General features: G+C 37.5%; 24 protein-coding genes. 5 read left to right on the top strand and 19 right to left on the bottom strand.

What is annotated here, in order from left to right; all coding sequences use genetic code 11:
* Nucleotides 1–26 precede the first annotated feature (26 nt).
* Nucleotides 27–326 (top strand): DUF1827 family protein, encoded by a 300-nt coding sequence (locus BW727_RS02075; RefSeq protein WP_062471339.1) that lies wholly within the window; start codon nt 27–29, stop codon nt 324–326.
* 80 nt (nt 327–406) lie between these two features.
* On the opposite strand, the gene BW727_RS02070 is transcribed toward BW727_RS02075, so the two are convergent.
* The 3 genes from BW727_RS02070 to BW727_RS02060 form a co-directional block, all read right to left on the bottom strand.
* Nucleotides 407–1,984, bottom strand: coding sequence for a peptide chain release factor 3 (locus tag BW727_RS02070; protein WP_062471341.1), 1,578 nt, complete (start codon nt 1,982–1,984; stop codon nt 407–409).
* A 99-nt stretch (nt 1,985–2,083) separates the two neighbouring features.
* The gene (locus tag BW727_RS02065) at nt 2,084–3,463 is read right to left on the bottom strand and encodes a hemolysin family protein (RefSeq protein WP_077795702.1); all 1,380 of its coding nucleotides are present in this window, start codon (nt 3,461–3,463) and stop codon (nt 2,084–2,086) included.
* Between the two features lie 165 nt (nt 3,464–3,628).
* On the bottom strand, nt 3,629–5,011 hold the full coding sequence (locus tag BW727_RS02060) for an FAD-dependent oxidoreductase (RefSeq protein WP_062471344.1): 1,383 nt from the start codon (nt 5,009–5,011) through the stop codon (nt 3,629–3,631).
* A gap of 238 nt (nt 5,012–5,249) precedes the next feature.
* On the opposite strand from BW727_RS02060, the gene BW727_RS02055 reads away from it, so the two are divergent.
* Nucleotides 5,250–5,687, top strand: coding sequence for a GNAT family N-acetyltransferase (locus BW727_RS02055; RefSeq protein WP_062471346.1), 438 nt, complete (start codon nt 5,250–5,252; stop codon nt 5,685–5,687).
* A 56-nt stretch (nt 5,688–5,743) separates the two neighbouring features.
* Here the strand turns inward: BW727_RS02055 and mgtE are convergent, their stop codons facing one another.
* The 5 genes from mgtE to yjbM form a co-directional block, all read right to left on the bottom strand.
* The gene (mgtE, locus tag BW727_RS02050) at nt 5,744–7,114 is read right to left on the bottom strand and encodes a magnesium transporter (RefSeq protein WP_062471350.1); all 1,371 of its coding nucleotides are present in this window, start codon (nt 7,112–7,114) and stop codon (nt 5,744–5,746) included.
* A complete protein-coding gene (locus BW727_RS02045) occupies nt 7,095–8,027 on the bottom strand; it encodes an RluA family pseudouridine synthase (RefSeq protein WP_062471353.1) in 933 nt (310 codons plus the stop codon). Before BW727_RS02045 ends, mgtE begins: the two co-directional genes overlap by 20 nt.
* A gap of 70 nt (nt 8,028–8,097) precedes the next feature.
* Nucleotides 8,098–9,042: an NAD(P)-dependent oxidoreductase gene (locus tag BW727_RS02040; RefSeq protein ID WP_159443125.1), complete on the bottom strand. Its 945-nt coding sequence runs from the start codon at nt 9,040–9,042 to the stop codon at nt 8,098–8,100.
* 1 nt (nt 9,043) lies between these two features.
* Nucleotides 9,044–9,871 (bottom strand): NAD kinase, encoded by an 828-nt coding sequence (locus BW727_RS02035; protein ID WP_062471359.1) that lies wholly within the window; start codon nt 9,869–9,871, stop codon nt 9,044–9,046.
* 12 nt (nt 9,872–9,883) lie between these two features.
* Nucleotides 9,884–10,525, bottom strand: a complete 642-nt coding sequence (gene yjbM / locus BW727_RS02030) for a GTP diphosphokinase (protein WP_062471362.1) — start codon at nt 10,523–10,525, stop codon at nt 9,884–9,886.
* Between the two features lie 157 nt (nt 10,526–10,682).
* On the opposite strand from yjbM, the gene BW727_RS02025 reads away from it, so the two are divergent.
* Together BW727_RS02025 and BW727_RS02020 are read left to right on the top strand one after the other, a co-directional pair.
* Complete coding sequence (locus BW727_RS02025; protein WP_062471365.1) at nt 10,683–11,264, top strand: CYTH domain-containing protein; 582 nt, start codon at nt 10,683–10,685, stop codon at nt 11,262–11,264.
* Between the two features lie 182 nt (nt 11,265–11,446).
* Nucleotides 11,447–12,133 (top strand): DsbA family protein, encoded by a 687-nt coding sequence (locus BW727_RS02020; RefSeq protein WP_062471368.1) that lies wholly within the window; start codon nt 11,447–11,449, stop codon nt 12,131–12,133.
* 40 nt (nt 12,134–12,173) lie between these two features.
* Here BW727_RS02020 and pepF read toward each other — a convergent pair whose 3' ends face one another.
* Nucleotides 12,174–13,985 carry an oligoendopeptidase F gene (pepF, locus tag BW727_RS02015; RefSeq protein WP_062471371.1) on the bottom strand — a complete coding sequence of 604 codons (1,812 nt, stop codon included), beginning with the start codon at nt 13,983–13,985 and terminating at the stop codon, nt 12,174–12,176.
* 51 nt (nt 13,986–14,036) lie between these two features.
* Nucleotides 14,037–15,065 (bottom strand): competence protein CoiA, encoded by a 1,029-nt coding sequence (locus BW727_RS02010; protein WP_062471374.1) that lies wholly within the window; start codon nt 15,063–15,065, stop codon nt 14,037–14,039.
* Nucleotides 15,066–15,323: 258 nt separating this feature from the next.
* Between BW727_RS02010 and BW727_RS02005 the strand changes: the two genes are divergently transcribed.
* Nucleotides 15,324–16,649 carry an IS3 family transposase gene (locus BW727_RS02005; protein ID WP_062532880.1) on the top strand — a complete coding sequence of 442 codons (1,326 nt, stop codon included), beginning with the start codon at nt 15,324–15,326 and terminating at the stop codon, nt 16,647–16,649.
* Nucleotides 16,650–16,717: 68 nt separating this feature from the next.
* Here the strand turns inward: BW727_RS02005 and BW727_RS02000 are convergent, their stop codons facing one another.
* From BW727_RS02000 to yhfZ, 9 genes are all read right to left on the bottom strand, one after another.
* The gene (locus BW727_RS02000) at nt 16,718–17,362 is read right to left on the bottom strand and encodes an adaptor protein MecA (RefSeq protein WP_062468340.1); all 645 of its coding nucleotides are present in this window, start codon (nt 17,360–17,362) and stop codon (nt 16,718–16,720) included.
* A 323-nt stretch (nt 17,363–17,685) separates the two neighbouring features.
* Nucleotides 17,686–18,417 (bottom strand): sugar isomerase domain-containing protein, encoded by a 732-nt coding sequence (locus BW727_RS01995; RefSeq protein WP_062468342.1) that lies wholly within the window; start codon nt 18,415–18,417, stop codon nt 17,686–17,688.
* A 1-nt stretch (nt 18,418) separates the two neighbouring features.
* Nucleotides 18,419–19,660: a neutral/alkaline non-lysosomal ceramidase N-terminal domain-containing protein gene (locus tag BW727_RS01990; RefSeq protein WP_062468344.1), complete on the bottom strand. Its 1,242-nt coding sequence runs from the start codon at nt 19,658–19,660 to the stop codon at nt 18,419–18,421.
* Nucleotides 19,661–19,688: 28 nt separating this feature from the next.
* The gene (locus BW727_RS01985) at nt 19,689–20,660 is read right to left on the bottom strand and encodes a Gfo/Idh/MocA family protein (protein WP_062468346.1); all 972 of its coding nucleotides are present in this window, start codon (nt 20,658–20,660) and stop codon (nt 19,689–19,691) included.
* Between the two features lie 168 nt (nt 20,661–20,828).
* Nucleotides 20,829–21,470: an HAD family hydrolase gene (locus tag BW727_RS01980; RefSeq protein ID WP_062468348.1), complete on the bottom strand. Its 642-nt coding sequence runs from the start codon at nt 21,468–21,470 to the stop codon at nt 20,829–20,831.
* A gap of 56 nt (nt 21,471–21,526) precedes the next feature.
* Nucleotides 21,527–22,759: a phosphopentomutase gene (locus BW727_RS01975; protein WP_062468350.1), complete on the bottom strand. Its 1,233-nt coding sequence runs from the start codon at nt 22,757–22,759 to the stop codon at nt 21,527–21,529.
* A gap of 5 nt (nt 22,760–22,764) precedes the next feature.
* Nucleotides 22,765–23,922, bottom strand: coding sequence for a YhfX family PLP-dependent enzyme (locus BW727_RS01970; RefSeq protein WP_062468351.1), 1,158 nt, complete (start codon nt 23,920–23,922; stop codon nt 22,765–22,767).
* 6 nt (nt 23,923–23,928) lie between these two features.
* On the bottom strand, nt 23,929–24,291 hold the full coding sequence (locus tag BW727_RS01965; protein ID WP_062468353.1) for a PRD domain-containing protein: 363 nt from the start codon (nt 24,289–24,291) through the stop codon (nt 23,929–23,931).
* 25 nt (nt 24,292–24,316) lie between these two features.
* Nucleotides 24,317–25,240 (bottom strand): GntR family transcriptional regulator YhfZ, encoded by a 924-nt coding sequence (gene yhfZ / locus BW727_RS01960; protein ID WP_062468355.1) that lies wholly within the window; start codon nt 25,238–25,240, stop codon nt 24,317–24,319.

Below are 25,240 nucleotides of genomic sequence, written 5' to 3'. Positions count from 1 at the left end.
ACCATTAGAATAGGGAGTGTGTTCTTATGAAATTAATTGATGTAACCAATAGTCATCCACGACTCGTCAAGGAGCAACTAGCTAACACCGATGCCAATTTTGTCAAGGTATATTCTCTCGGTCAAACAACTGTTATTTTTACGGGTGCACCTACGCACGAAGATATTATTTTACTAAACCGCAATCGTCGTGTAAAACAAAATGAAATTGACTTTGTCTTATCCAAACTTTCAAATCGTAATATCGAAGAAGTAGAAATATTACCTGGGCACAACTTTGTTGAACTATCCTATGTTAAACACGATGCCCACCGATTGATTCATTGAGTTACTTATATACACGACATAAAAAAACACCTACAAAACAGTATTTTTTTAAGATACGGTATTGTAGGTGTTTTTTGGTTTTATAATAAAGAACGTAATTTTATATCCGGATATTTATCTTCAAACCACCGAACTGCAAATTGATTTTCAAACAAGAGGACCGGGTTATCAAAACGATCCTTACATAAGAGATTTCTACTTGATGACATATTGGTATCCAAATCATCTTCATCAATCCAACGGGCGATTTTAGAACCCATCGGTGTCATGTCCACTTCTGCTTTGTATTCATGCAACAAGCGATATTGAAAGACCTCAAATTGTAACTGCCCTACAGCTCCAATAATAAATTCTTCTGTGTGATAGGTTTTATAGAGCTGAATCGCTCCTTCTTGTACGAGCTGTTTAACGCCTTTATAAAATGATTTTTGTTTCATAACATTTTTAGGTGTTACTTTCATGAATAGTTCAGGAGTAAATTGCGGTAAAGCTTCAAATTGAACCGGGTCCTTACCTTCATAAAGCGTATCACCAATTTGTAAGTTTCCAGTATCGTACAGACCGATAATATCGCCAGCTACTGCACTTTCAACATTTCCCCTTGAATCTGCCATAAACTGTGTCGTGTGTGATAATTTCATCTTTTTATTGGTCCGTTGAATGGTTACATCGACACCTGGTTCAAATTCACCCGAGCAAATACGCATAAAGGCAATTCGATCACGATGAGCAGGATTCATATTGGCTTGGATTTTAAAAATAAACCCAGTCAAATCTTCTGCATCTGTAGGAACAACGTCACCTTCTGCTGTTTTTTTACTAGCTGGTTGGGGTGCAAAGTCAATAAAAGCATCTAGGAATGTGTGGACACCAAAGCCGGTTAGAGCCGAACCAAAAAATACTGGTGTTAATTCACCGTTGGTAATCGCTTCTTCATCAAACTTATTACCCGCCTCTTTCAAAAGCAATGCTTCATCTAGAGCCTGTGTATAAATAGTTGAATCTTTGATTGGATAGTCACCAACGATTTCTCCTTTATCATTTAAAGGTAAGAAATCATTATCACCATTTTGTTCTGGATGCGTCACTTCAACACGTTCATTATAAATATCATAGATTCCTAAAAAGTTCTTACCCATCCCCATAGGCCAATTCATTGGATAAGCATCTATTTCTAACACTTCTTCTAATTCCGCTACTAAGTCCATGGGTTCACGGCCATCCCGGTCTAGTTTATTGATAAAGGTGAATATTGGAATCCCACGCATACGACAAACCTTAAAAAGTTTTTTAGTTTGTGGTTCAATCCCTTTACCGCTATCAATAACCATGACGGCACTATCCACAGCCATCAAGGTTCGATAAGTATCCTCGGAGAAGTCCTCGTGACCCGGTGTATCTAGTATATTGATTTGAAAACCATCGTAGTCAACTTGCATGACGGAACTTGTCACGGAAATTCCCCGTTGTTTTTCAATTGCCATCCAGTCTGATTTTGCAAATTTTCCAGACTTTTTTCCTTTTACGGTCCCTGCTTGACGAATTGCCCCTCCAAAAAGAAGGAGTTGTTCCGTAATGGTCGTTTTACCAGCATCGGGATGAGAGATGATGGCAAATGTTTTTCTTGACTGTACTTTTTCTGCTAATGTTTGAGCCATAATTAGTCCTTTCTCAATTTAAATCGGTATAAAGCGCCTCTGTTATTATAATGGTAAATAGTAGCTCCGGCAACCCTTATCAGATTGCCGGAGCATCTTTCAACTTTTATTTTTTTTAGACATTTTTGGAACTTGTTCTACAACTAATCGTTCAGGAGTTTCATGTGGAGACCCATCACTATAAACCACACTCACTTTAGAGAGGCGATTGCTATCGAATTCTAAAGTATAAATTTTTAGTCCTTCTATCTCAATCCCCACTGACTCTCCATTTTCCGGTAACATTCCCACTTCCGTCAATAGATAACCCGCTATTGTGTCTACCAAAGGCGATTCTAAGTTGGTATTAAAAAATTCATTAAAGCGGTAAAGTGGTGTGGCTCCTTCTACCTCGTAGTAATTATCATCTTTTCGTTCAATTAGTATATAGGCTTCATCATATTCATCTTCTATTTCGCCCACTATTTCTTCTAGAATATCTTCTAAGGTAACAATCCCGACCATTCCACCGTACTCGTCATGCAGAATCGCCATTTGATTATGTGTACGCTTCAAGACAGTCATTAATTCATCTATAACAATCGTTTCAGGAACAAACAGCGGCCGATTTAAAATTTTTCGCAAATCAATTTGGTCAGTTGGCGTATAACGTGATTCTTTTAGTAAGTTTTTTAAATGCAGGAGACCAATCACATCATCTTTTTCATCGTTATAAACAGGAATGCGGGTATGTGGTGAAACGAGTGCTGCTTGGATATTTTCGTAAGAGTCTTCATTAATATCTAACATAAAGGTATTTGTCCGTGGCACCATAATTTCTCGAGCAAGTTTATTGTCCATAGCCAATACACCTTTTAACATTTTAAACTCAGCTGCTTCGATTAACCCTTCGGTGCTGCTATGCTCGAGCATCGTACGGACTTCTTCGCGCGAGTAACTTTCACTTTTATCTGAAAAATCTAAAGGTGTTATTTTTTCTAAAGCTCTTGTAGAAAAAGATAACAAGCGTACGAACGGTGTCATTATTTTTTGAGTCGTGGTGATAATACCTGCCCCTGCATAAGCAAGTTGCTCAGGTCTTTGCATAGCGACTTGTTTAGGGAATAGCTCACCAAAAACCAATGAAATATACGATAAAATAAAAGTAACAATCACAATAGCAATTTCATTTGCTCCAGATATACTACCAAGATAGGGTTTTAAGAGATTAGCAAATGAATTTGCGGCAGAAGCACTGGAAAGGAAACCTGCAAAAGTAATGGCAACTTGAATGGTAGCTAAAAAATCATCTGAGTTTTCTAGCAATGCTAAAACTTTGCGCGCTTTTTCATCACCTTTAATTGCTTCATTCGCAACTTTATTTTTATTTAGTGATACAAAAGCCATCTCTGATGATGCAAAAAAAGCATTAACACCTGTTAAAGCTGCTATCAAAATTAATTGCCAAATCAACTTCTGACTATCGGGATCTGCGTTCATATGGGTCTTTTCTCCTTTTATTTTTAATTCACATGAATCAACTTGTTTTTTCTATTATGACTGGTAATCATTAAAATTACAAGTTAGTGAACGATACCAATTGTAATAAGGAATAAAAAAAGACCAGAACTTAAGTTCCAGTCTTTTTCTTCATAATCTCACTTATTAAGCTTGATCAAATGATTCTTTTTCAACATGGTTAATTAATCCTTCTTGTTCAAGTGCTTTTTGTGCCAATAGATTTAAATAGTTCCATGGACGGTCAAAGTGTGGTTGGAAGAAGAAGTCTACTAGAGCTAAATCTTCAATTGTCATACGACCTTGGATAGCAAGTGACAAGGTATTAGCAGATTGGGTAATATCATATTTAGACATTACTTGTCCGCCGACAATGCGCAATGTTTCTTTTTCGTAAACAAGTTTCATAAGTAATTTTTCATTGGTTGGCATAAATTCTGGACGGTAGTAGTCTTCAAATAGAACAGATTTTGTTTCTAAACCGAAAGCACCAGAACTTGCAGCAGTCACACCAGTTGAACCAATATTAAATCCGAACAAGTGCAAGCCTGATGTCGATTGTGTTCCACGGTATTTCATTTTTGTATCTTTAATGTTTTTACCTACTAGGAATCCCATTCGAACAGCATTTGTTGCAAGTGGAATATAAGCATGTCCGCCGTTTGGATTGTAATGTACCGCACAGTTGTCTCCTGCTGCGTAAACATCTGGAATACTTGTACGCATGTAATCATCAACAATGATTGCACCGTTTCCTATCATATCAACTTTGCCTTTTAATAGCTCCGTACTTGGGCGGAATCCTACACATAGAATAACAAGTTCAGATTCGTATTCCCCTTCGCTTGTCACAACCGTTGTCGTGTCTCCAGATTCGCTATCAACAAACCCTTGTACCATTTCATTCAGTTGAATTTTAATGCCACGATCTTTCAATTCTGTTTCTAGAATATCAGTAAATTCGTTATCTAAATATTTGTTTAAGATACGATCTAAACCATCGATTAATGTGACATCTTTACCATCATTTGCAAATGCTTCTACTAATTCAATACCAATATAACCGCCACCAACAACTGTTATTTTTTGTTTGTCAGTTTTACGTTCAATTAGTTCTTTAGCTTGGTTATAATTTTTACACAATACAACATTTTTACTTTCAATTCCTTTAATCGGCGGAATAATTGGCCATGATCCGGTTGTCATAACTAATTTATCATATGACTCTTCAAAGGTTTCACCTGTTTTAAGGTTTTCAACAGTAAGTGTCTTATTATCTGTATCTATATTTTTTACGTCGTGCTCCATATTAACGTTAGCACCTAACGATTCTAGCTCTTCAGGATTTGAGTAAAAGAGGCTTTGTGCATCTTCAACAACGCCACCTACATAAAGGGCAATCCCACATGATAAAAAGGATACGTTGTCGTTACGCTCATAAACTGTAACGTCTACATCATTGTTTTCCGATAGGATTGTTTTAACGGCTGCGGTTCCCGCATGTGTACATCCAACTACAACTACTTTCATTTGTATAGCCTCCATATATATCAATTATTTTTTTGCAAACAAAATTGATTATGCAAAATCCTCTCTAACTAATGAAAAATTGCACAATCGAAACCATAGTATTCACTACAGGCTATATTCTACTCATTTTTCGAAACGATTGCAACTATTTGATCCTAAACTCTTCATTGATTTTGACTTATTATCTTGGTAGAATGAAAAGACGAGACAGAAATTATGATAGAAGAGAGATTTGCTTATGCTAACATTTGAATTATCAACGGATATAGAATCAACTATTTATCAAGATGCTTTAGCCTTGCGTCATAGTGTTTTTGTAGACGAGCAAAACGTTTCGCTTGCTATCGAAATTGATGAAAAAGAATCTTCTTGTATCCACGTGGTCGGTTATGATCAAAAAAAACGCCCTTTAGTAACGGCTAGACTTTATCCCCTTAATGCACAAACCTTCAAATTACAGCGTGTGGCTGTCCTTCTGCGTGAACGCGGGAACAACTACGGGAAAGAAATTATGGCTTTTATGGAGGCTAAAGCAAAACAACTCGGTGCAACAGAAATGGTTCTGGGTGCCCAAGTTCATGCTCTTCCGTTCTATGAAAAGCTAGACTATCAAATATGCAGTGAGCAATATGAAGAAGCCGGAATCTACCACTATGATATGAAAAAAGTACTATAAAGGTTTTTAAAAAATCAGCAGCAAACGCTAATAAAATGCGTTTACTGCTGATTTTTTTATAAGAAATTTGATAAAAAGTACTGAGCAATACTAAAATAAATAAGGACAGATGTTAAATCACTAAAAGTTGATATAAACGGTCCGCTTGCTACAGCTGGGTCAAAACCAAGACGGTCCATTAAAATAGGAATCAAACTCCCTGCTAAGTTAGCGACTGTAATAGCCATCAACATAGAAAAACCAATAATAGCCCCTAAAATAAAGTTTCCTTTCCAGATACCTACTACTATCATAATCGTAATACCCGTTACCAGACCGGAAATAAGACCAGTCAATAGTTCTTGGAGAATCATCGCTGAAAAGTTTCTTTTTTCTGTTTCAGGTTGTCCAATCTTACGAACGGCCACAGCCAACGATTGTGTCCCTGCATTCCCAGCAGTTCCGGTAATCAATGTCACAAACACCGATAAAATAGCTGCCTCTGAAATTAACCCTTCGTAGTTACTGATTAAACTAGATGTTCCCATTCCTAAAAATAACAAAGTAATTAACCAAGGCAAACGTTTTTTTGCAGCTTCAAAGGGATTATTAGTTACCTCGTCAACATCAACCGCAGCTAAACCAGAGTAATCGCTGGTTGCTTCTTCGTGCATAACATCCATGATATCATCCACTGTAATGATACCTAATAAAACATTATTTTCATCAATAACAGGTAACGCTAAGAAATCATAATCACGTGCAACGTGTGCAACATCTGCTTGGTCATCATCAACGTTGACCGTGACAACCCGGTCACTCATGATATCGCGAATCATGACATCCTCATTTGAAATAATTAAATCCCTTAAAGATAAAACACCTACTAGCTGTCCTTCTGTATTAATCACGTACGTATAATAAATTGTTTCTGCTTCCTTAGCCATACTTTTCAAAATAGCCATGGCTGAGCGTACCGTTTGGTTCGCCTTTAAAGAAACATATTCAGTGGTCATTATTGACCCTGCTGTTTCATCTTCATAATGGATAATCTCACGGATTTGCTTTGCTTGTTTGGCATCCATTAAGCGTAAATAAGTAGGGATTTCATCAGTTGGTAGCTGTTGCAACATATCTACCGCGTTATCAGTGTACATTTCTCCTAGCATATCAGCCGCATATTGTTTATTCATTTCTAAAAGGTATTCTTCAATCGATTCAATATCTTCCTCAAGTATTTCGAACATATTTGAAATTTCTTGGGGAGATAAATAGCTATAAATTTGCAAACGACTTTCTTCATTTAAATTTCGATAAATTTGTGCTTGTTCATAAAGGGGATAAGACAAAAATTCTTCACGAAAATCAACTAAATTGTTACTTTGTAATAATTGTTCAATTCGCTCTGTTTCCAAATCAATTTCAAACTCATATTGTTGTTCTTGCATTTTCTCTTCCTTCCTTAACCTCTTGCTCTCCTAACCAGTTTTGGAAGTCTTCTGGAAATTCAGAAACAATATGAAGAGGCTCTTTTGTAATTGGATGTATAAAGGACAACTCCTTACAATGCAAGGCTTGACGTTGAATTGTGGCATCCAAGCGTCCATTATATAAAGAATCTCCCAGTAGAGGTGCCTGCATATAAGCAAAATGAACACGAATCTGGTGTGTACGCCCGGTATGTAGTTTGACGCGTACGAGTTGTCCATCTGGATAACTATGTTCTACCCAATACTCAGTAAGTGCTGGTTTCCCATCTTCACGAACCATTCGCGTAATAATAGAATCTTCCGTTCTACCAATGGGTTGGTCAATGTAGCCGTGCTCAGATGGAAGTATTGCAGTATCCGTTAAAATTGTATAGTATATTTTTTCCAGCGTTTTATTTTGTAATTGCTTATCCATTAAAGCATGGGCATATTTACTTTTTGCAAACAGCATTGCCCCGGTTGTATCACGATCTAACCGTGTCACAATATGGATAATCTGGTCGGGATAATTCTGCGACTGATAGTAGCCTTTCACGCGATTCGCCATCGACATATCGGGTTGTTGTCTGGAAGGAATCGATGCAACACCAAAAGGTTTATCTACAACTAAGAAATGCGCATCTTCATATAAAATCTTGATAGGAATTTGACTGGGAACAGTCGTTTCATGTTCGCCTTCGTCAGGAACAAATAACTGGATAAAATCCCCCTCTTTTAAATGTGTCCGCATATAGGCCTCTTGACCATTTATACATACCTTCCCGCCATAATGGCGAACTTTTGTCAGTAATTTGCGTGACACCCCTTGTTCTCTTAAAAATGTTAGTAATAATATATCTTGATCTCGTTCTAAATACCATTCATAAATCACAATACATAGCCCCAATTCTAACTTTTTCAGCAGAAAACCTGCCGAATTATTCCGCAGGTTTTACATCTATTTAATAACTTTTATCGTAGTCTATCACATTAAGTGAAGGTTTTCCATTTTTAGCATAAGCACGTACATTCGGTTCCACTACTGTAAACAAGGCATCTCTAAAATGTTCAACCTTGCCAGAACTATGTGATGATATAAATACTTTATCATGTTCCCATAACGGGCTGTCAGCATCAAGTGGCTCTGTTTCAAAAACGTCGAGGGCAGCAAAAGCAATAATATCATTATCTAAAGCCTCTATAAGTGCTTCTGTATCAACCGCACTACCACGTCCCACGTTTACAAATAAGGTTTGGGCTTTCATTTTTTGGAAACGTTGGTGGTTAAAAAAGCCAATTGTTTCTTGTGTCTCTGGCAGAATATTTACGATTATATCAGCATCTTGAATGCGTGTATCACTATTTTCTTGTGACAAAGTCTTATCTGCTTCATCAACAGCGTCGCCACTAGTATTTACACCAATCACGTGCATGCCAAAACTTTGGCAAACACGAGCAAGTTGACGGCCAATGCTTCCAATACCGTAAATTAGAATTGTTTTTCCATATAACTGTTTTACACGAACTTCATTTGTCCAATGCTTCTTTTCTTGATTTTCTTTTAACTGATCGAAATCTCTTAAATAACTTAACAAGACTCCAACTATGTGTTCGGTAATTGTATATTTATGGATTCCCGATGCGTTTGTTAACACAATCCCTTTTTCTTGGAATTTTTTTAAAGGTAAATAGCTAACACCAGCTGAGGTCGCTTGTACCCATTTTAGATTCGGAAACTTACCTTCCTCCCATAGTTCAGTCATTTTTTTTGACCAATTTACGATTACTTCAGTATTCCTTAATTTATCTGTCTCTAATTCAGTCAGTATCTCATATTCCGGTAATAACTCTGCGATTGTTTTAAGTTGCGATTCTTTAAGTTTTTCATTTATTAAAATATTAGCCATCTTAAACATCCCTTTCGTTTTCTCCGTAATAATCTTTTTTACCAATAAAAGAATTTTCAACGCGACTCCAAAAATGCATATGACGATAACGCGCAAAATGAACGCGTTTATCCGCTATTCGATAAGTAATCGATTCAATATTTTGCTTATCAAAAGACAAATTATCAATGGATAAAATCAAACCGTCTTGTTGTTCAGGCTTCAAGACAATCCACTCATCTTTTGCAATAATCATGGGTGAGATTAGGGTTCGATAAACGCGGTTATTGACAGATGCTAACTCAGTTAATTGAATCGCTTCGGTTCGTGGGTGAATCACAGCTCCCCCTAACGATTTATTTATACCAGTCGAACCAGTAGGTGTTGCGACACAGACCCCATCACCTCGAAAGGTTTCAAACAGTTCATCCTTAACATAAATGTCGCAAACCATCGTACCGCTAATCTTTTTCAAAACAGCTTCATTTAAAGCAATAAAGTGCGAAGGTTCTTTTTTATCACGGTATTTAATTTTAACATCTAAGACTGGATAACTGACGCTTTCACCTTCATCTTGCAGAAGCCCTTCAATCATCTCATCTAGTTCAAAACTTCGCCAATCCGTATAGAAACCTAAGTGGCCGGTATGGATACCAATGAAGCGTACTTTATCTAACAAATGATTATATTTGTGAAAGGCTGATAACAAGGTACCATCTCCGCCAATTGTCACAATCAATTCAGGATTTTCTTCATCAATGGTAATTCTTGTTCCAGCAATTTTCTGTAGAAATTCCTCAGCTAATGCAATGGTTTGAGGTTTATCATAACTAACCAGTGCGACACGCATATTTAAGCACCCCTAATTTACATTTTTCTTTTTATCTGAAAAGAAATAATTTGCTTCCATAATTTCCTCACGAATTTCTGACATTTCCGTATCCAAAAGGAAAGCAGCTTCGGCTGCTCGTATTAAACGATCGTGCAGAACTTGTGGGTATTCTCCTTGATATTTATAATTTAATGTATGCTCAATTGTGGCCCAAAAGTTCATTGCTAAGGTTCTAATTTGCACCTCGCACATCACGATCTTCTCTCCGCCAATGCGCTGTACCGGATATTCAATGACTAAATGATAGGAGCGATACCCACTTTCTTTTTTATGAGTAATGTAATCGCGTTCAATTATAATATGAAGATCATTACGCGCTCGCAGTAGACGAACGACTTCATGAATATCTTCAACAAACTGACACATAATTCGAATACCCGCTATGTCTTCAATGTCTTCTTCTAAACGATCCAAAGCAATACCTCGAATTTCAGCCTTTTCTAAAATACTCTCTTTGGTTTTTATTCGTCCAGTAATAAATTCTATGGGTGCGTGGGAATTGACTTCACGATATTGCTTTCGAATTCCCTTTAATTTAATTTTTAGCTCCTCCACAGCTTGCTCGTACGGAGCAAGGAAGGAATCCCAATTTGTAATAAGATTATTTTCCATAACCTACACCTACTCTAATATTTTTGACTATACTCATATTTTAGCATAATTCACATTATAAGTACCTTCAAATGTCCGAACCCCTCTTGATTGTGTTATTATGAAAAGAGGGTGTTCACTATAAACCTTATACCCTCAGTCGAAAGGATGTGCAAGTATGAGTCACCAAATTGAGAAAGAATTCAAAAACTTATTGACTAAAGATGAATATGAGCAACTGCTCACCGTTTTTGAGTTAGACGGCAAAGAGCCCGTTCACCAGATCAATGTTTATTATGATACAGCAGATGGTCAATTACGCCACCAGGGCATGGGGCTGAGAATCCGAATTTATGATGACTTTTCGGAACAAACATTAAAGTCTCCTTTAGGAGAGCATGAGATGCTTGAAACGACAGATCCTTTAAGTTTAGAAGAAGGAAATCATTTAGTTCGTAATGGACAACTAAAGTTAAATGGGGACGTTGCCCGTTTATTAAAAGAAAAAGAGATTGCTATTGAAAATATAGAGCCTGTGGGGCAGTTATCGACTTTCCGCTACATCATTCCTGTTCCCGAAGGTGAATTTTGTCTCGATGCGAGTTATTACCAAGATCAAAATGACTATGAATTGGAATTTGAAACAAACGACGTTGAAATTGGGTTACCTGTTTTTGAAAAATTTCTTGTTAAACATGGGATTAATCGACGCAAGACACTACAAAAAATCGCACGCGCACTTAATTATCCAAATAAATAAGCCAATCATTCAGAAATAATATGACCAAATTTTGAACATAGAAGTAAAATCAAGGTGTTGATTAAAGCAACTTGTTTTACTTCTTTCTGTGCGTACACTATAATAGATAAGAAGTCAATCCTATTTCAATTTAATCACTCACTTTAACCAATTAGGAAAATAGTATTTTAAGAAGGGATATCATGCATACAAACAATCAAACATTGCAAAATTCAAAAGATGCGATTAAGCATTTTGACTTGTATTTATTCGTCAATCCCATCGGTTTGAAATGCTATCATAGCGAGCAGGAAGTGCTTCGCTACATCGAGAGTATTGCGGATAATAAAAATGTAAAAATTCACTTTCGTTTTCTGACCTTTCATAACTTCAATACCGTTAGCTTTTATATGAGACGTATGGATTTACCGGTTAACGACCTTCAATTACGTAACCAAGTTTATCAAACGATATATGATGCTAGTCTTGCCTATAAAGCAGCTTTGATGCAAGGGAAAAAACGTGGAAGAAACTTTCTTTTGCTCCTGCAAAAGGAATTAACAGTTAACTTAGCACTGTATTCGGATCAACTTTTGAAAAAAATTGCTAAAGGTGCTAACTTAGATGTCGAGATGTTCTTTGAGGATAAAGATTCTGACTTTGTTAAGAGTAGTTATGATGCTGACCAACGAATTGGGCAAGAGATGAATATTAAACAGACACCTTCCCTAGTCATTTTTGGAAATGACAACCAACAATTTGGTATTTTATTGGAAGAAATCATCAATTTCGAACGCTTAGAAGAAGCGTTTAACCATTCAGATCTCAAACTTACTCAGAGTAACAATATTCTTCCTGTCAGTAAAAATTATTTACAAATTCTAAAATAAAACTACCATGGCGTATAGATGCCGTGGTAGTTTTATTTTTTTATTTATTTTCAATTAGAGATTCCAACTCGTTTAAACGCGCTTCAAAGACTTTCATGGCATCTGTTAAATAGGCTGAATCTGTCATATCGAGGCCTGCTTTTTTCATTACTTCTATTGGATAGTCACTGCTACCAGATTTTAAGTAAGTTAAATACTGTTCTAATGCCCCTTCTTCACCATCTAAGATGCGCTTAGATAAAGCAGTTGCTGCGGCGAATCCAGTTGCATATTGATAAACATAGTAATTGTAGTAGAAATGAGGGATACGTGACCATTCTAGTGCAATTTTATCATCGCCTTCAACAGCTAGACCGTAATAGCGTGCATTTAAATCAGCATAATAGTCCGTTAGGAATTCTTGTGTCAATGGAATACCCTCTTGACCTTTTTGATGAATAAAGTGCTCGAATTCAGCGAATTGTGATTGGCGGAAAACAGTCCCTTTAAATCCATCTAAGTAATGATTTAATACATAGATACGGACATTTGGATCGGTCTCATTTTTAAGTAAATAATCAGTTAAAATATTTTCATTTGTTGTGGAAGCAATTTCTGCTAGGAAAATTGAATAATCCCCATAGGCATAAGGTTGGTTATTACGAGTATGGTAGCTATGAACGCTATGTCCTAACTCATGAACCAATGTATAAAGCTGGTTTAAAGAATTTTGCCAGTTCATTAAAATGTAAGGATTAGTATCATAAGCACCAGATGAGTAAGCCCCTGAACGTTTCCCTTCATTTTCATACCAGTCAATCCAACGGTTTCCAAATGCTTCTTGTAAAATTTCTTGGTATTCTTTTCCTAGAGGTTCTAAAGATTTTAGAGTTGTTGCTCTTGCCTCTTCAATAGAATATTGAATAGGAGCTTCACCAGTCAAAGGTGTATACATATCGTACATGTAGAGATGGTCTACATTGAGCAATTTTTTACGTAAAGCAACGTAGCGATGTAACAATGGCAAATGGTCATTTACTACTTCTAGTAAAGTGTCATAAACACTTTCTGGAATATGGTTATTCGCTAAAGAAGCAGCACGTGCAGATGGGAAATTACGTACTTTTGCTTGGTAATTATGTGTTTTAACATGAGATGACAAAGTGGACGCGAATGTATTTTTTAATCCCGCGTAAGTTTTATATAAGGCCTCATACGCTTCTTTACGAACACCTCGATCTGAACTTTCCATTAGTTTGCCATATAAACCATGCGACAACTTCACTTCATGGCCTTCCTCATCTTTAACCGTTGGAAATTCAATATCAGCATTATTTAAAATCGAAAAAGTCCGGCTAGACGCAGAAAAAATTTCTGATGCTCCTGCAAGCAAAGCTTCTTCGCGTGCACTCAAAACATGCTCACGTTGAGAAGTTAAGTCATCTAATAAATGACGATACGCTTGTAATCCTTCATTTTCATCTAAATATTTAGCTAAAGTCTCTTCAGGAATTGCTAAAACTTCTGGATTAAACCAAGAAGTTGCTTCGCTAGCTTTTGTCAGCACTGCCATCGAACGATCATGTAGCGTTTGGTATGTATTATTGGCTGTGTCCTGGTCATTTTTTAAGTGCGAATAGACGTAGACACGCTCAAGTTTCTGGTTCACTTCCAATACCTTTTCAATAGCTGTTAACAAAGCGTTACTACTCGCACCCAGACTACCTTGTAATGTTTTAGCTTCTTCTGCTAACTGACTAACTTCTTCCAGAGCCTGTTCGTAAGCTTGATCGTTTTCAAAAATAGACGTTAAATCCCAAGTCATGGCCTCATCGAGTTCTTGACGTTTTGGTAATTGTTTTATTTCAGACATCCTTATACCCCTCCATTAATTTACTTCTATAATCATTATCTTATCATAAACTCATTTATTTCGGAGAGGAAATGAACTTACTTGCCATTCTTTTTTTCCTATGCGCTTTAAAATCTTTCTGGCTTCTAGTTCTTTAATAAAGTCTAACAAAGGTTCTTCTTTATAAAAAAGTGTTTCATAACGTGGTAACTTTTCTATAAAAGTCTGAACTTGAGAATAAGTTAGCCTAGATTGCAGTTGATTTAAAAAGGCATACTTCCACATATACGCTGGAATTTGATAGACAAGCGTTTTATTGGGAAGTGTAAACAAAAAGGCTGGTAAATTAGCTAGTGCATGCTGATTGACATACAAATCAGATAGAAAGTCTCGGTGGCGCTGATCTTTTTTGTATAAGAGCGCAATTTGTTTTGGATAAGGCATCGTGGTCTTTTGGAGAACGCGTCGATCTATTGAATCACAATATAACTTTTCAAATTCATTTACGTTCAATAATGATATGTTATTTATTTGTTGTACCCAAGTCAACTTATTATATTTATTGTATTGAAAGTCTCCAAATTGGTAAACTAACCCATTAACGCTATCTAAACAAACTAAACTGCCGTTCTTTTGTAAAAACATCCGTGTTTTATCCCTTAACCTCTCATGAGGAAAATAGTCTATACCACAAATCCAATAAATTTCATAACCATGATTCTGGTACCCTTGAGTTCGCTCTTTTAATTTTTTATAAGGAATTGGACTACACTGATATTCTAATGCAATACGTCGATGGTCGATCTCTAATAACAAATCCGGTCTTTGTTTCATTTCCGGCAACCACGCTTCTAATTCTACTTTGATATTTTGCGACTTTATCCAACTATACAACAGTTGTTTACCAAGTAAATGACGCTGACTTTCCCCTTCAGAGAACTGTTGACAGTCTGAATTTGCATAATGGGCAAAATGAGTAACATTTTTGTTTCCGCTTTTTAAATAAACACGAGCTCTGCAACCAGGACAGATAAGGGGTTGCGTTCTGTCATAATCGTTAGCATGGACCCGCCTTCCTTCAATTGTCTGTGCATAAAACATCCTGATCTCCTCCTACTTATAAATATGCAAAAGAAGGTAGAAATCGTTTTTTATTGCTCAAAAAAAAAGCAAAGACTGTTTTTATAAACTGGACCCTATAAAGTAGACTCTTTAAAAAAGAGACCCTTTATAGGGTCTTTTTATGTCTTGTACGAGAATTAGTCTCCCTTTCCTGATAAACTGGAGGAAAGGAACGGGAACCGCGACCGCTCCCCCAAGAGAGCCTTACAAAAAATACATTTTTAAGAGGAGGAACCCATGTCAAAACGAACATTCACGGACGAGCAGGTTACAGACCTATCCCACAACCCCTATGTTCAGAACGTCTCCCCCAAAGCCATCACCTACTCGGACGAGTTCAAGGTCCACTTCCTTGCGGAGTGGAAAAAGGGAAAGACTGCCCGACAGATTTTCATGGAGGCGAGTCTCCCAGTGGAGGTCCTAGGCGAGCGGCGAATCCACACCGCTGCCAACCGCTGGAAGAAGGCCTATCAGGAGAGCGGGATCACGGGCGTACGAGATCAGCGCAAGGGCGCATCGGGGCGCCCCCGCCTCACGGAGCTTTCGACCGAAGAGCAGCTCCGCCGGGCCAAGCAGGAGAATGTCCTCCTCAGACAGGAGAATGAGCTGTTAAAAAAAATCGACTTCGCAGAAAGGAGGGGAAATGAGTTAAGCAAGCAGGAGCGGTTCGCCCTCATCCAACAGGTGACGAGTCGCCCCGGCTCGCTCTCCGTCAGGAGAGCTTGTCTGATTCTGGAAGTATCCAATTCCGGCTACTACGCGCATTTCTCCCCCGAGAACCAATGCAAAAGGCAGGAGAAGGAAGAGGAGGACCAGAGGTGGCGCGACCGTGTTCTGGAAGCAATGGCCTATAAACGGGTGGCGAAAGGTTCCCGTGCCATTGTCATGTACTTCCTCAACACGAAGAAAACTGTAGTGAACCGCAAGAAAGTCCAGCGGATCATGCGAAAGTATGGACTCCAGTGTCCTATCCGCCGTGCGAACCCGTACCGAAAAATCGCAAAAGCCACACAAGAACATCGCACCGTTCCGAACCGGCTCCAGCGGCAGTTTGATCAGTCAGCGCCGAAGAAGGTGCTCCTGACTGATATTACCTATCTCCGGGGAAAAGACGGCTTCCTAGGCTACCTCTCTACCATCTTGGATGGCGCCACAAAGGAGGTTTTAGCCTACGCCGTCGCCGACCGAATCACCTTGGACATAGCTCTCGATACGGTGAAAGATCTAGTGGCAAAACATGGAGAGGACCTCCCTGCGCAAGCCCTCCTCCATTCCGACCAAGGGTCGCACTACACTAGCCCCATCTTCCAGAAATTGGTGCAGAAGAATGGCCTAACCCAATCTATGTCCCGCCGTGGGAACTGCTGGGACAACGCCCCACAGGAGAGCTACTTCGGCCACCTAAAGGACGAAATTCCTTACGAGGAGTGTCATTCACTGAAGGAGTTACAGTCTGTCATTATCAACTATATGGACTACTACAACCACGAGCGCGGCCAATGGAAACTGAAAAAGCTGACCCCGGTTTCCTACCGGGATCAGCTCTTGAAACAAGTAGCCTAGATTCTCTCTTTTTTAAACTGTCCTTGACTTGGGATCCAGATTATTTATGGACAGTTTTTGCTTTTAGACTATTTAAAGTATTGACGCGCTGTTCCTAGTGCATCCTCACTCATAATAAGTTGGCCGTATTCATTTAAAAATTCAACCGATAGCTCTGACTCTTCACTAAATTCAAGAATACTTGCAATCGTAACTTCAAGATTTGTTTTAACCATCTCATCAATATAGAAGTCAATCGCTAAATAGTAATCATTTTTATAGTAATAAAGATTTGATTGGCCGCTTTCAATGAAGAAATGTTTAGACAATTCAATAAAGTGTTCGAAATCATTGAATTTAACCATAATGCCAAGAACACCATCGTCATCTGCTTTTAGAATCTCTTTTGTTTTTGTCTTTTCTGAGTGATTATTCATTATTTCCAGTAAATGTTCCGCGGGGTCAAAGTCACCATCAACCGAATCAAGATCGTCACCATTTGCTTTACTGATGAACAATTCAAGTCCGCTTCCTTTTGGCAGCACTTGGAAGGTTATGGCGTCTGTTTCCAAAAACTGCTTATCAACGTCTACTTCTTCTAAAATACTATAAAAGAAACTTTCAATTTGCTTTTGATTACCAAGCAAATCTAAAAAGGTAATCCCCCGTTCTTCTAAATCAGTACTTTCTATCAATACGCGAATTGTGTTTTCGTCAATATTTTCCATTTCCATGAATGCTACACCTCTTTTCCTTCTATTAGACACATTGTAACAATTGTAGTTTGTTAATACCAACTAAATGGCTACACGTCTATCTATTATAACGTATTTCATCACTCTTTGCAATAATCTCAAAATAGGATTAATAAATGCTTAAATACTTTTGTTGGAATATTTAAGGTGATATATTCATTAGTGAATAAAAGCATAAGGGAAGTGGCCAAATATTACCGGAGTCCCCTGAAGTATTACTCTGAGAACTTACTGTTATCTTTAATTAATTAAAAAACCTGATATTTTCGGGGGGCGCGCTATTTCTAAGCGATTTCTTATATTTAATAACCCTTCCCCTTATAAATGTACTGATCAAACAACCCTTTATTATATTCGTCGGCATCATCTGCATTGCTACTTTTGAATACGGGGACATCCATGCCTTCGGAAACTAAATTCGTAACCATTTCTCCCATCAGACTTTGAATAAGAAAGGTTCCTCCAATAGTGGACAAGGGGCCCATTAGTTTGTCTTTTGCTATTTCAATAGCTGCATCGTTGTAAGGCGCTGCATTATCTAGTACGACATCACCCAACTCAAATAATCGAAGCCCACTCTCGTGTCTCGATTCTACTCTTGAAGTATGAGCTCTAGACGTAATGACAATAACCTTTACTCCTTTTTGTTTCATTCTTTGAACATATTCAATAATAAAAGCATTCCTTCCCGAATTACTGATGGCAATTAAGACATCCTTTTCTTTTAAGGGATAGAGACTCTCAATTATATTGGCATAACTGCTTTCTCTTTCGATATACGTACTCTTCATCGGATCAGTGATAAGCGTCATTTCTACTTCAATAATGGGATAGATTTTTGCGTACCCACCTGCTCTCGCGTAGACTTCTTCCGCAATCATGTGTGAGTGCCCTGTTCCAATGGCGTAGAGATTATGACCCTCTCTTTGAGCCTCGCTCATCAGTTTTGCTGCTTGTTGGATGGTCTCTTTTTGAGCATAAATAGCATGCAGGCATTCCTGTACGCACTGGTTATACTGTTCAATAAAATCCATTTCATTCTCCTTTCTTTTTAAACCCTTGTGCCCATCTGGTTATCTGTTCAATCATTCTCTCTCCCTCTCCTATAGCAAAAGGAGACATATGTGCTTCGTATTCACCTTTTTCATACGCCTTTGTATCAGGTAAATAGGTGTAATATCCATTCGCAAAGCCCGAAAAGAAAATATCTTCATTTAACTGGTCTAAAACTAACGATGAATAAATTTCAACAGGAAGAAAAAGCAAGATAAAGCCTTGAATGTCAATCGCTCCGACTTCCAAGGAAACCATTTGTTGTTTTTGATGTTTAGCGTACGCTATTTCTGCTTGGAGAGAAGTTTTTTCAATTCCTTCTTTTGCTAAGTGATAATTTTCCTCTAACTCTTTTGTATTTCCGGGAGTCTTCGTTTGAATATTGAAAGTTTTGGAGTACATATGAAAAAAATCCAAAGCACCTTTATAAACAGGCTCTTTTAAGGAATGGGTAACGGCTTCTTCTAAAACATGACCAATTCGTTCGATTTCTTTAAAATCAGCGGTTTTCCTTGTATATCTAGTTGAGATATCTCCACAGGCCCCGTTCATAAAAAGAATGTGTTGGTATTGATTGGCGTATTGTTGGTACAAAGCAGCTGGAAAATCCGCGCTAATACACGTGTTAGAAGAATTGTAAACTGTTGGATGACATGAAAAACGTATCCATAAATTCTTTTCATTGGTAGCCGAGCAAAATTCTAATGCCAACAACACATCATCATATTTATCACTTTTTCTAGAGCGATTACCCGATATTCCGGAAACAGTAGTTTTTCCAATTGTTAAGGATTGAGGTTGTAAGTTTTCTATTGCCATTTGGATCGCTTTTATTATTTTTTCAGAAACTTCTTGAATATAAGAATCACTTTTATGGCCTAGGAAATACTGATTACCTTTCATGATTCCTCTTTTGGTGTCATTCATGCCAGTTGGCCCTGAATGCGTATGCGTTGCTAGAATTTGAACGTGATGCCCTTTGATTCCTAGACTTTCCGCTTTTGAACGAATAGAAGCGACTAATTCAACATCTACACTCAATAAATCGAGAACAGTTAAGACAAATAAATTTTCACCCTTTTTGATTACGAGGACATATGCATATAATGGATCATGAATTCCTGTAGCTGTTCGCGTCCCTTTATATCCAGACATGGAAACCGGAATGGCCGGTGTTATTTCCTCTTTTGCAAATCCGGCGATGAGTCTTTCCTTTATTCCCATCTTTTCTCTCTCCTTTATCCTTTTGTCTTTACTTATTCATTTCTTCAAAAGGATAAACGAGATTCCATTTTTTACGCACCACATCCATGATTTTCAATACATTTTGGGTTCTCCCTATAGTAGGATTCTCCCCATTTGTAAGGACCATATCCGTAAAATGATTGATTTCATGTGTAAACGCAGGAGTTTGATCTTCTACTTCAACCATTACTTGCTTGCCATCTAAGAAAGTAAAGACAGCTTTACTGGCTCGCGGATAATTTTCAATTTCTAGGTATCCTTTCTCAAAAGCTATCACACCGATATGAGGAAGATTGGCTCCAAAAGAAAGCTCGACCGTAGCCAATTCTTGTTCTTTATTCCGCATCAAAATAACCGATGATTCATCCACACCGCTCTCATGAATATTTCCCATCGTGAGAATTTCTGTTGGGTTACTACTCATAAATTCAAGCACGAACGTTAATGCGTATGTTCCAATATCGAACAAAGCCCCTCCTGCTAATTCCATTTTATAAAAATACATCGGGGAATCGGTTGGTTTTTGAGCACCAAAGGGCGCATGAATCATCTTTAACTTCCCTACGTGATTTTCACTCAGCCATTTTTTCAATTTTGGATACAAGGGCACGTGAAAAATCGTCATGGCCTCTGCTACATACAACCCTTTTGAATTAGCCAAGTTAAGAACTTCGTCCAATTGATTTTTACGAGTCGTGATTACCTTTTCGCAAAAAACATGCTTTCCAGCTTCTAAGCATTGTTTCATTTGTTCGTAATGATGACTGTGTGGAGTAGCAATATAAACGGCAGTAATCGATTCATCTGCCAGCATTTCTTCATAGCTACCATAACTGACTGGGATTTTATACTTCTCCGCAAATACTTTTGCTTTTTCAAAGGAACGTGACGCTACCGCATACAGTTCCGATTTTTCTGATTGGAACGAACGCGCGAACTCGTTTGCAATATTGCCTGCTCCTAAAATGGCCCACTTCATTGTGTATTCCTCCTATAGAATGATGATTTTATAAACAGAAAGCAGTGTAAATAACAGCGCTTTCAATCTTTACGTTTATAATAACGGTTATGAGTAAGAATGACTAGTTGAACGCACAAAAAAACTCTACCTAGTCTCTTTTTGAGTATCTATGTAGAGTTGAACTAATTATTTTTTTAATTCTTCCATAATCTCTTTTAAACTTTTTATTTTTTTATCTGCTAAATCTTGTTGGAAGTTGAACCGATTATCTTTCTTGGCAAAGACAGTCATTCCGGCTGCTTTCCCTGCTTTAATACCCCTCGTTGAATCTTCAATGGCTAGGCAATAATTAGGATGAACATCAAGTTTTTTTGCACTATTTAAATAGATTTCTGGATGCGGTTTGGATTGTTCAAACATTTCTCCACTTAAAATAGAATCAAAATAGTGAGTCAACTGGCATTGTTCGAGTACACTCTCAATATTTGCAAAAGAAGATGAAGATGCGAGGCCAACTTTATAATTTTCTTTTTTTAACCAATCGAGTACGTCATAAATTTCTTGGTCGACAATGTCTTGATAAGAAACTGGTTCGCCTTCATATAAATCCCCATAAGCTTTATCATATTTTTCTCTGCTTAAATCGCCGTCCCACAACCCCTGAACCCACTTCCAAACATCTTCTTCTGTAGAACCCACTAAATGTGTTAGTTCGCGTTTATCGAAGTCCACTTGATGGTGTGCTAAAAAATCTTGCATTCTTTTATAGTAGACAGGTTCAGTATCAACAATAACACCATCCATATCAAAAATAACTGCTTCAATCATTTTCTACACCTCTTTACTATTCTTACTACTACTTTACCATTGATACTTTGCAGTTCCTAGTTTATTGAATCCTCATGATTTTGAATAAGATTTAAATAAGGAACTCCGTGTTGCGGTTTTTTCACATTAAAGTATGCCGCGGCTGTTGCAGCCGTATCGGACATGTTATTACGTATCCCAACTTCATGTCCTTCCATTCCCTTCCGATATATCAGCAAAGGCACGTATTCACGGGTATGTTGACTATGTCCAATGGTTGGATCATTTCCATGGTCAGCTGTAACAATAAGAATATCTTCTTCGTTTAAAAGTGGAATTAGTTCTTTGATTCGTTTGTCGCTCACTTCCAAGCGGTCTGCATACCGATCTACATTTTCAGCGTGACCTGCTAAATCCGTTTCTTGAATATTTAAACAGAAAAAACCCGTATTTATTTTTTTTACTTGAGAAATCAAGCTGTCGAATAGGTCATCGCTATCCACTCCTAAGAAAACATACGGGCTAGACGTTTGCACGATGTCTCCTACTTTTCCAACTAAGGTAACTGGGATATTTTCATGATCTAATATAGTAGGGATCTGGACTTCTGGATCAATGCCGTATCCTAAATGAATAACTTGATACCCGTTGTTATATACACCTGATTCTGGTGCATCCACACCAGCAAACTTATTTCCTATCACTTTGCGAGCATTTAATAAATCATTTAGACGAATTTCTTCGCCACCAAAAGCGATGACACGAGATACTTTCACTACTTCTCGGACTGCTTTTCCTAATTTCTTCACTTCTTCAAAAGGCATAAGATCTAGACAAGCAGATACATTAAAAACTTGCCCCAAATCTGTTTCTAAATTATCTCCTACTGTTGCAGAGTCATTTACCACTAAGATTTTTGGCTCACCTTTTGCTCCTTCTCTTCGAACATGGTATCCTGCTTCTTTTAAATGATGCTCTACTTCATCAATTATTTCGCTGAAAGCTTGGTTGAGTGGGATTGGTGGGGTTGTTCCCATAATTTCTTGGTGTCCCAGGAAAGAGTCTGCTCCTTGGTGTCCAAGATTTGCTTTTCCCCAATTGGCTTTGGAAGAAAATTTCAAACGATTGGTTTCTTCACCAATCGCATTCATTAAACCTAGTTCTACCAAAGTAGCGATTTTAATATTCGGTTTTCTTTCGATGATATGTAGAGCAGTATTGCTACCCATATCAGCAGGTCTTACTTCCGGAACATCTTCCATTGCTCCTACTCCAAAACTATCTAGAACAATTACGATAAATCTTCCCATCTTTCTCATCCTCTCAAGTATTTCCCTTGGCTATCGTAAATTCCCATTATTTTTGGTATCCCTATTTGGATTCCTTTTACAAGAGCAACTTCACTTCTTGTTACAAAAATCTGAGTACGTAATGCCATAATGGCGGTTGTTCCTACCGGCTCTTCTTCATTTACTTCCAAGTAATAATCAATGTTTTCTTCCGGTAAAGGTTTTATAGTTGACTGCCAACGTTTTCCTTTTTGATCAAATAAAACATGTTTCAGATTTCCTCGTCGATACAATCCGCCCCCATATAAGTATGCATGCCCTTTAAAATTATGGGAAACCTCACTCACATACACATAGGCAGGAACTTCTGGCAAATCTTTTTCTGCATGCATCGGAGTGGTTCCTGTTAATGCATGACCAGGTTCTCCTTGTGTTCCTTTTAATTCATGAATAAAAGGCAAGGTATAAACAGAAGTTGTGGAAGGCATGTTCAATTCTCTTGCTGGAAAGCCCGCATCCAACAATAGATTTTGTGCTTTTAAGATGGTATCTGCATTATTTGTTTTTTCCAATATATCTTTTCTTGTATTTTGAAGGAAACAAGGGAATGAAGTTGCTCCAGCGATTTCGATATGCTTCATTTTTTTAAAATCCTCAATATACTTAGAAAGGTCCTTTAACTCAAATCCTCCATATTGACCTGGATATAGCGCATCCCCTTCATCCACTACACGGACTAATACTTTTTGAGTTATTCCTAATTCTTTTGCTACTTGATTAATTTCTTTTAATTTATCCAGTGAATAAATGGTAATGTACTGGGTACCATATTCCATGATTTCTCTTAATAAATGAGTAGGGATTTGCACTAAATGCCCAACATTTCCTAAAGGAATATGATTTGCCATCATCGTTTTTGCTTCACGAAAATCAACGACGACTGCTGCCGGGAACCCAGCTTCGATTAGCAATTTCGCTAAATCAGGATTTCGTCCAATTTGTTTAAGCATGAAGTATAATTCTACTCCTTGTTTATTAGCTTCATCCAGAATAAGTCGCGCATTTTTTAAAATAGTATCTACATCTAATACATAAGTATCCGGTTGAATTTCTCCTAATTGATGTAGTTGAATAGCGGTATTAATTAGGTTCGGATTTCGTTCTATTGTTTTCTTCATAAACATAGGGTATCACTTCTCTTTCTTGTTTTGAAGAAGCGTCACTAAATGAAGATAAAAATAATCATCTTCATTTTTCGGAAAATCAACGTCAATTTTCTCAGATAGTTGCTTCCATACTGCAACAGCTTTTTTATATTCTAGCGCTGCTTCAATTTCTTGTTTAATCATTGGATCAACAGAATCTACTTGCTCTTCATTTTTCCGCTGACGAGAAGTCGCCATCGCTAAATGCGTGATAAACGTATCCGCTTCATCTTCTTCTGTAATGACATTTTCTTGCTTCAAATAATTCAACGCTACTTGCATATCCTCGTAAGTGGTCCCATCTATGACATCATTTTCTTTTAAAATCGTTAATTTTTCTTGAATCATCTAAATTCTCCTTTGTTCGCATGTTTTAGTATCGTGGGGTCATGTGTCCATTTTTTACTTGTGACTGAATATCACGAATTTGATTAACATTTAATGTACGTTTTAAGGTAGAGGAAACCAGTGTATTTTCTTTTTGACAAATAATCACCGCCTCACTCATTTCCTTATGATGGTTCTTTACCGGTAATTCAGTAAATTGTACATCTTCCAAACGTTTATCGATAATTTCATCATAATTCCAAACTCCTGCATCAATTTGTGATTCACGTAGACCATAAATTAATTGATTACTTGGTAAATCTACATTCTCAACATCAAACCCCTCAGTGATTTCATTGGTTAAAAGCTTATGATCTAATGAGTCCGTATCAATACCTACTCGTAATCCATCTCTCATGATTTGTTCAACCCCTTGTCGGAAAAGTAAAACATGACGAGATAAATACGTTTGTTCACCAAACTGCATAATTATTTTAATCGCTCTGCCTTTATCGATTTCATATTGTGCTGCAAATCGTGATACAACTGCAAAATCAAAAACGCCTTCTTCTACGGCGCGAATCCGTTCTTCCGATCCACGAATATAAGCTAAATTTAGCTTAATATTTTTATCGCGAAAAGCGGTATATAAACCCGTGGCCAATCCTTCATATAATCGCGAATATGGTAAAGGCATCGTTGCAGAAAGTTGGCGAGACGAAATATATGGTAATAGGACTTGGTGGTTAATCATTTTGAGATAAGTTCCTAAGTGCCCTTTGCTTTCTGTTTCGATTGCTTGCTCTTCTTTGAGAAATTTTAATGCATTCTGCACGGTTCCTCTGGATAGTGAAAATTGCGTTTGAAATTCGCTAATGTTGGGCATCCGATCGCCTTTTTTTAATTGATAAAGTTCATTAGCAATCTGTTCAATTGCCAAACCCTTTTTTTGGTAAAAGTGTTTATTCAT

Source organism: Jeotgalibaca dankookensis (assembly GCF_002005405.1).
In the GTDB taxonomy this organism is placed as follows: domain Bacteria; phylum Bacillota; class Bacilli; order Lactobacillales; family Aerococcaceae; genus Jeotgalibaca; species Jeotgalibaca dankookensis.
The sequence above is the reverse complement of the archived record's forward strand: the minus strand, read 5'-3'. Positions and strand labels throughout refer to the sequence as shown.

Coding starts and splice junctions, on each gene's coding strand:
- BW727_RS02075 (WP_062471339.1), top strand. CDS start 27: ATGAAATTAATTGATGTAACCAATAGTCATCCACGACTCGTCAAGGAG.
- BW727_RS02070 (WP_062471341.1), bottom strand. CDS start 1,984: ATGGCTCAAACATTAGCAGAAAAAGTACAGTCAAGAAAAACATTTGCC.
- BW727_RS02065 (WP_077795702.1), bottom strand. CDS start 3,463: ATGAACGCAGATCCCGATAGTCAGAAGTTGATTTGGCAATTAATTTTG.
- BW727_RS02060 (WP_062471344.1), bottom strand. CDS start 5,011: ATGAAAGTAGTTGTAGTTGGATGTACACATGCGGGAACCGCAGCCGTT.
- BW727_RS02055 (WP_062471346.1), top strand. CDS start 5,250: ATGCTAACATTTGAATTATCAACGGATATAGAATCAACTATTTATCAA.
- mgtE (WP_062471350.1), bottom strand. CDS start 7,114: ATGCAAGAACAACAATATGAGTTTGAAATTGATTTGGAAACAGAGCGA.
- BW727_RS02040 (WP_159443125.1), bottom strand. CDS start 9,042: ATGGCTAATATTTTAATAAATGAAAAACTTAAAGAATCGCAACTTAAA.
- BW727_RS02035 (WP_062471359.1), bottom strand. CDS start 9,871: ATGCGTGTCGCACTGGTTAGTTATGATAAACCTCAAACCATTGCATTA.
- yjbM (WP_062471362.1), bottom strand. CDS start 10,525: ATGGAAAATAATCTTATTACAAATTGGGATTCCTTCCTTGCTCCGTAC.
- BW727_RS02025 (WP_062471365.1), top strand. CDS start 10,683: ATGAGTCACCAAATTGAGAAAGAATTCAAAAACTTATTGACTAAAGAT.
- BW727_RS02020 (WP_062471368.1), top strand. CDS start 11,447: ATGCATACAAACAATCAAACATTGCAAAATTCAAAAGATGCGATTAAG.
- pepF (WP_062471371.1), bottom strand. CDS start 13,985: ATGTCTGAAATAAAACAATTACCAAAACGTCAAGAACTCGATGAGGCC.
- BW727_RS02010 (WP_062471374.1), bottom strand. CDS start 15,065: ATGTTTTATGCACAGACAATTGAAGGAAGGCGGGTCCATGCTAACGAT.
- BW727_RS02005 (WP_062532880.1), top strand. CDS start 15,324: ATGTCAAAACGAACATTCACGGACGAGCAGGTTACAGACCTATCCCAC.
- BW727_RS02000 (WP_062468340.1), bottom strand. CDS start 17,362: ATGGAAATGGAAAATATTGACGAAAACACAATTCGCGTATTGATAGAA.
- BW727_RS01995 (WP_062468342.1), bottom strand. CDS start 18,417: ATGGATTTTATTGAACAGTATAACCAGTGCGTACAGGAATGCCTGCAT.
- BW727_RS01990 (WP_062468344.1), bottom strand. CDS start 19,660: ATGGGAATAAAGGAAAGACTCATCGCCGGATTTGCAAAAGAGGAAATA.
- BW727_RS01985 (WP_062468346.1), bottom strand. CDS start 20,660: ATGAAGTGGGCCATTTTAGGAGCAGGCAATATTGCAAACGAGTTCGCG.
- BW727_RS01980 (WP_062468348.1), bottom strand. CDS start 21,470: ATGATTGAAGCAGTTATTTTTGATATGGATGGTGTTATTGTTGATACT.
- BW727_RS01975 (WP_062468350.1), bottom strand. CDS start 22,759: ATGGGAAGATTTATCGTAATTGTTCTAGATAGTTTTGGAGTAGGAGCA.
- BW727_RS01970 (WP_062468351.1), bottom strand. CDS start 23,922: ATGTTTATGAAGAAAACAATAGAACGAAATCCGAACCTAATTAATACC.
- BW727_RS01965 (WP_062468353.1), bottom strand. CDS start 24,291: ATGATTCAAGAAAAATTAACGATTTTAAAAGAAAATGATGTCATAGAT.
- yhfZ (WP_062468355.1), bottom strand. CDS start 25,240: ATGAATAAACACTTTTACCAAAAAAAGGGTTTGGCAATTGAACAGATT.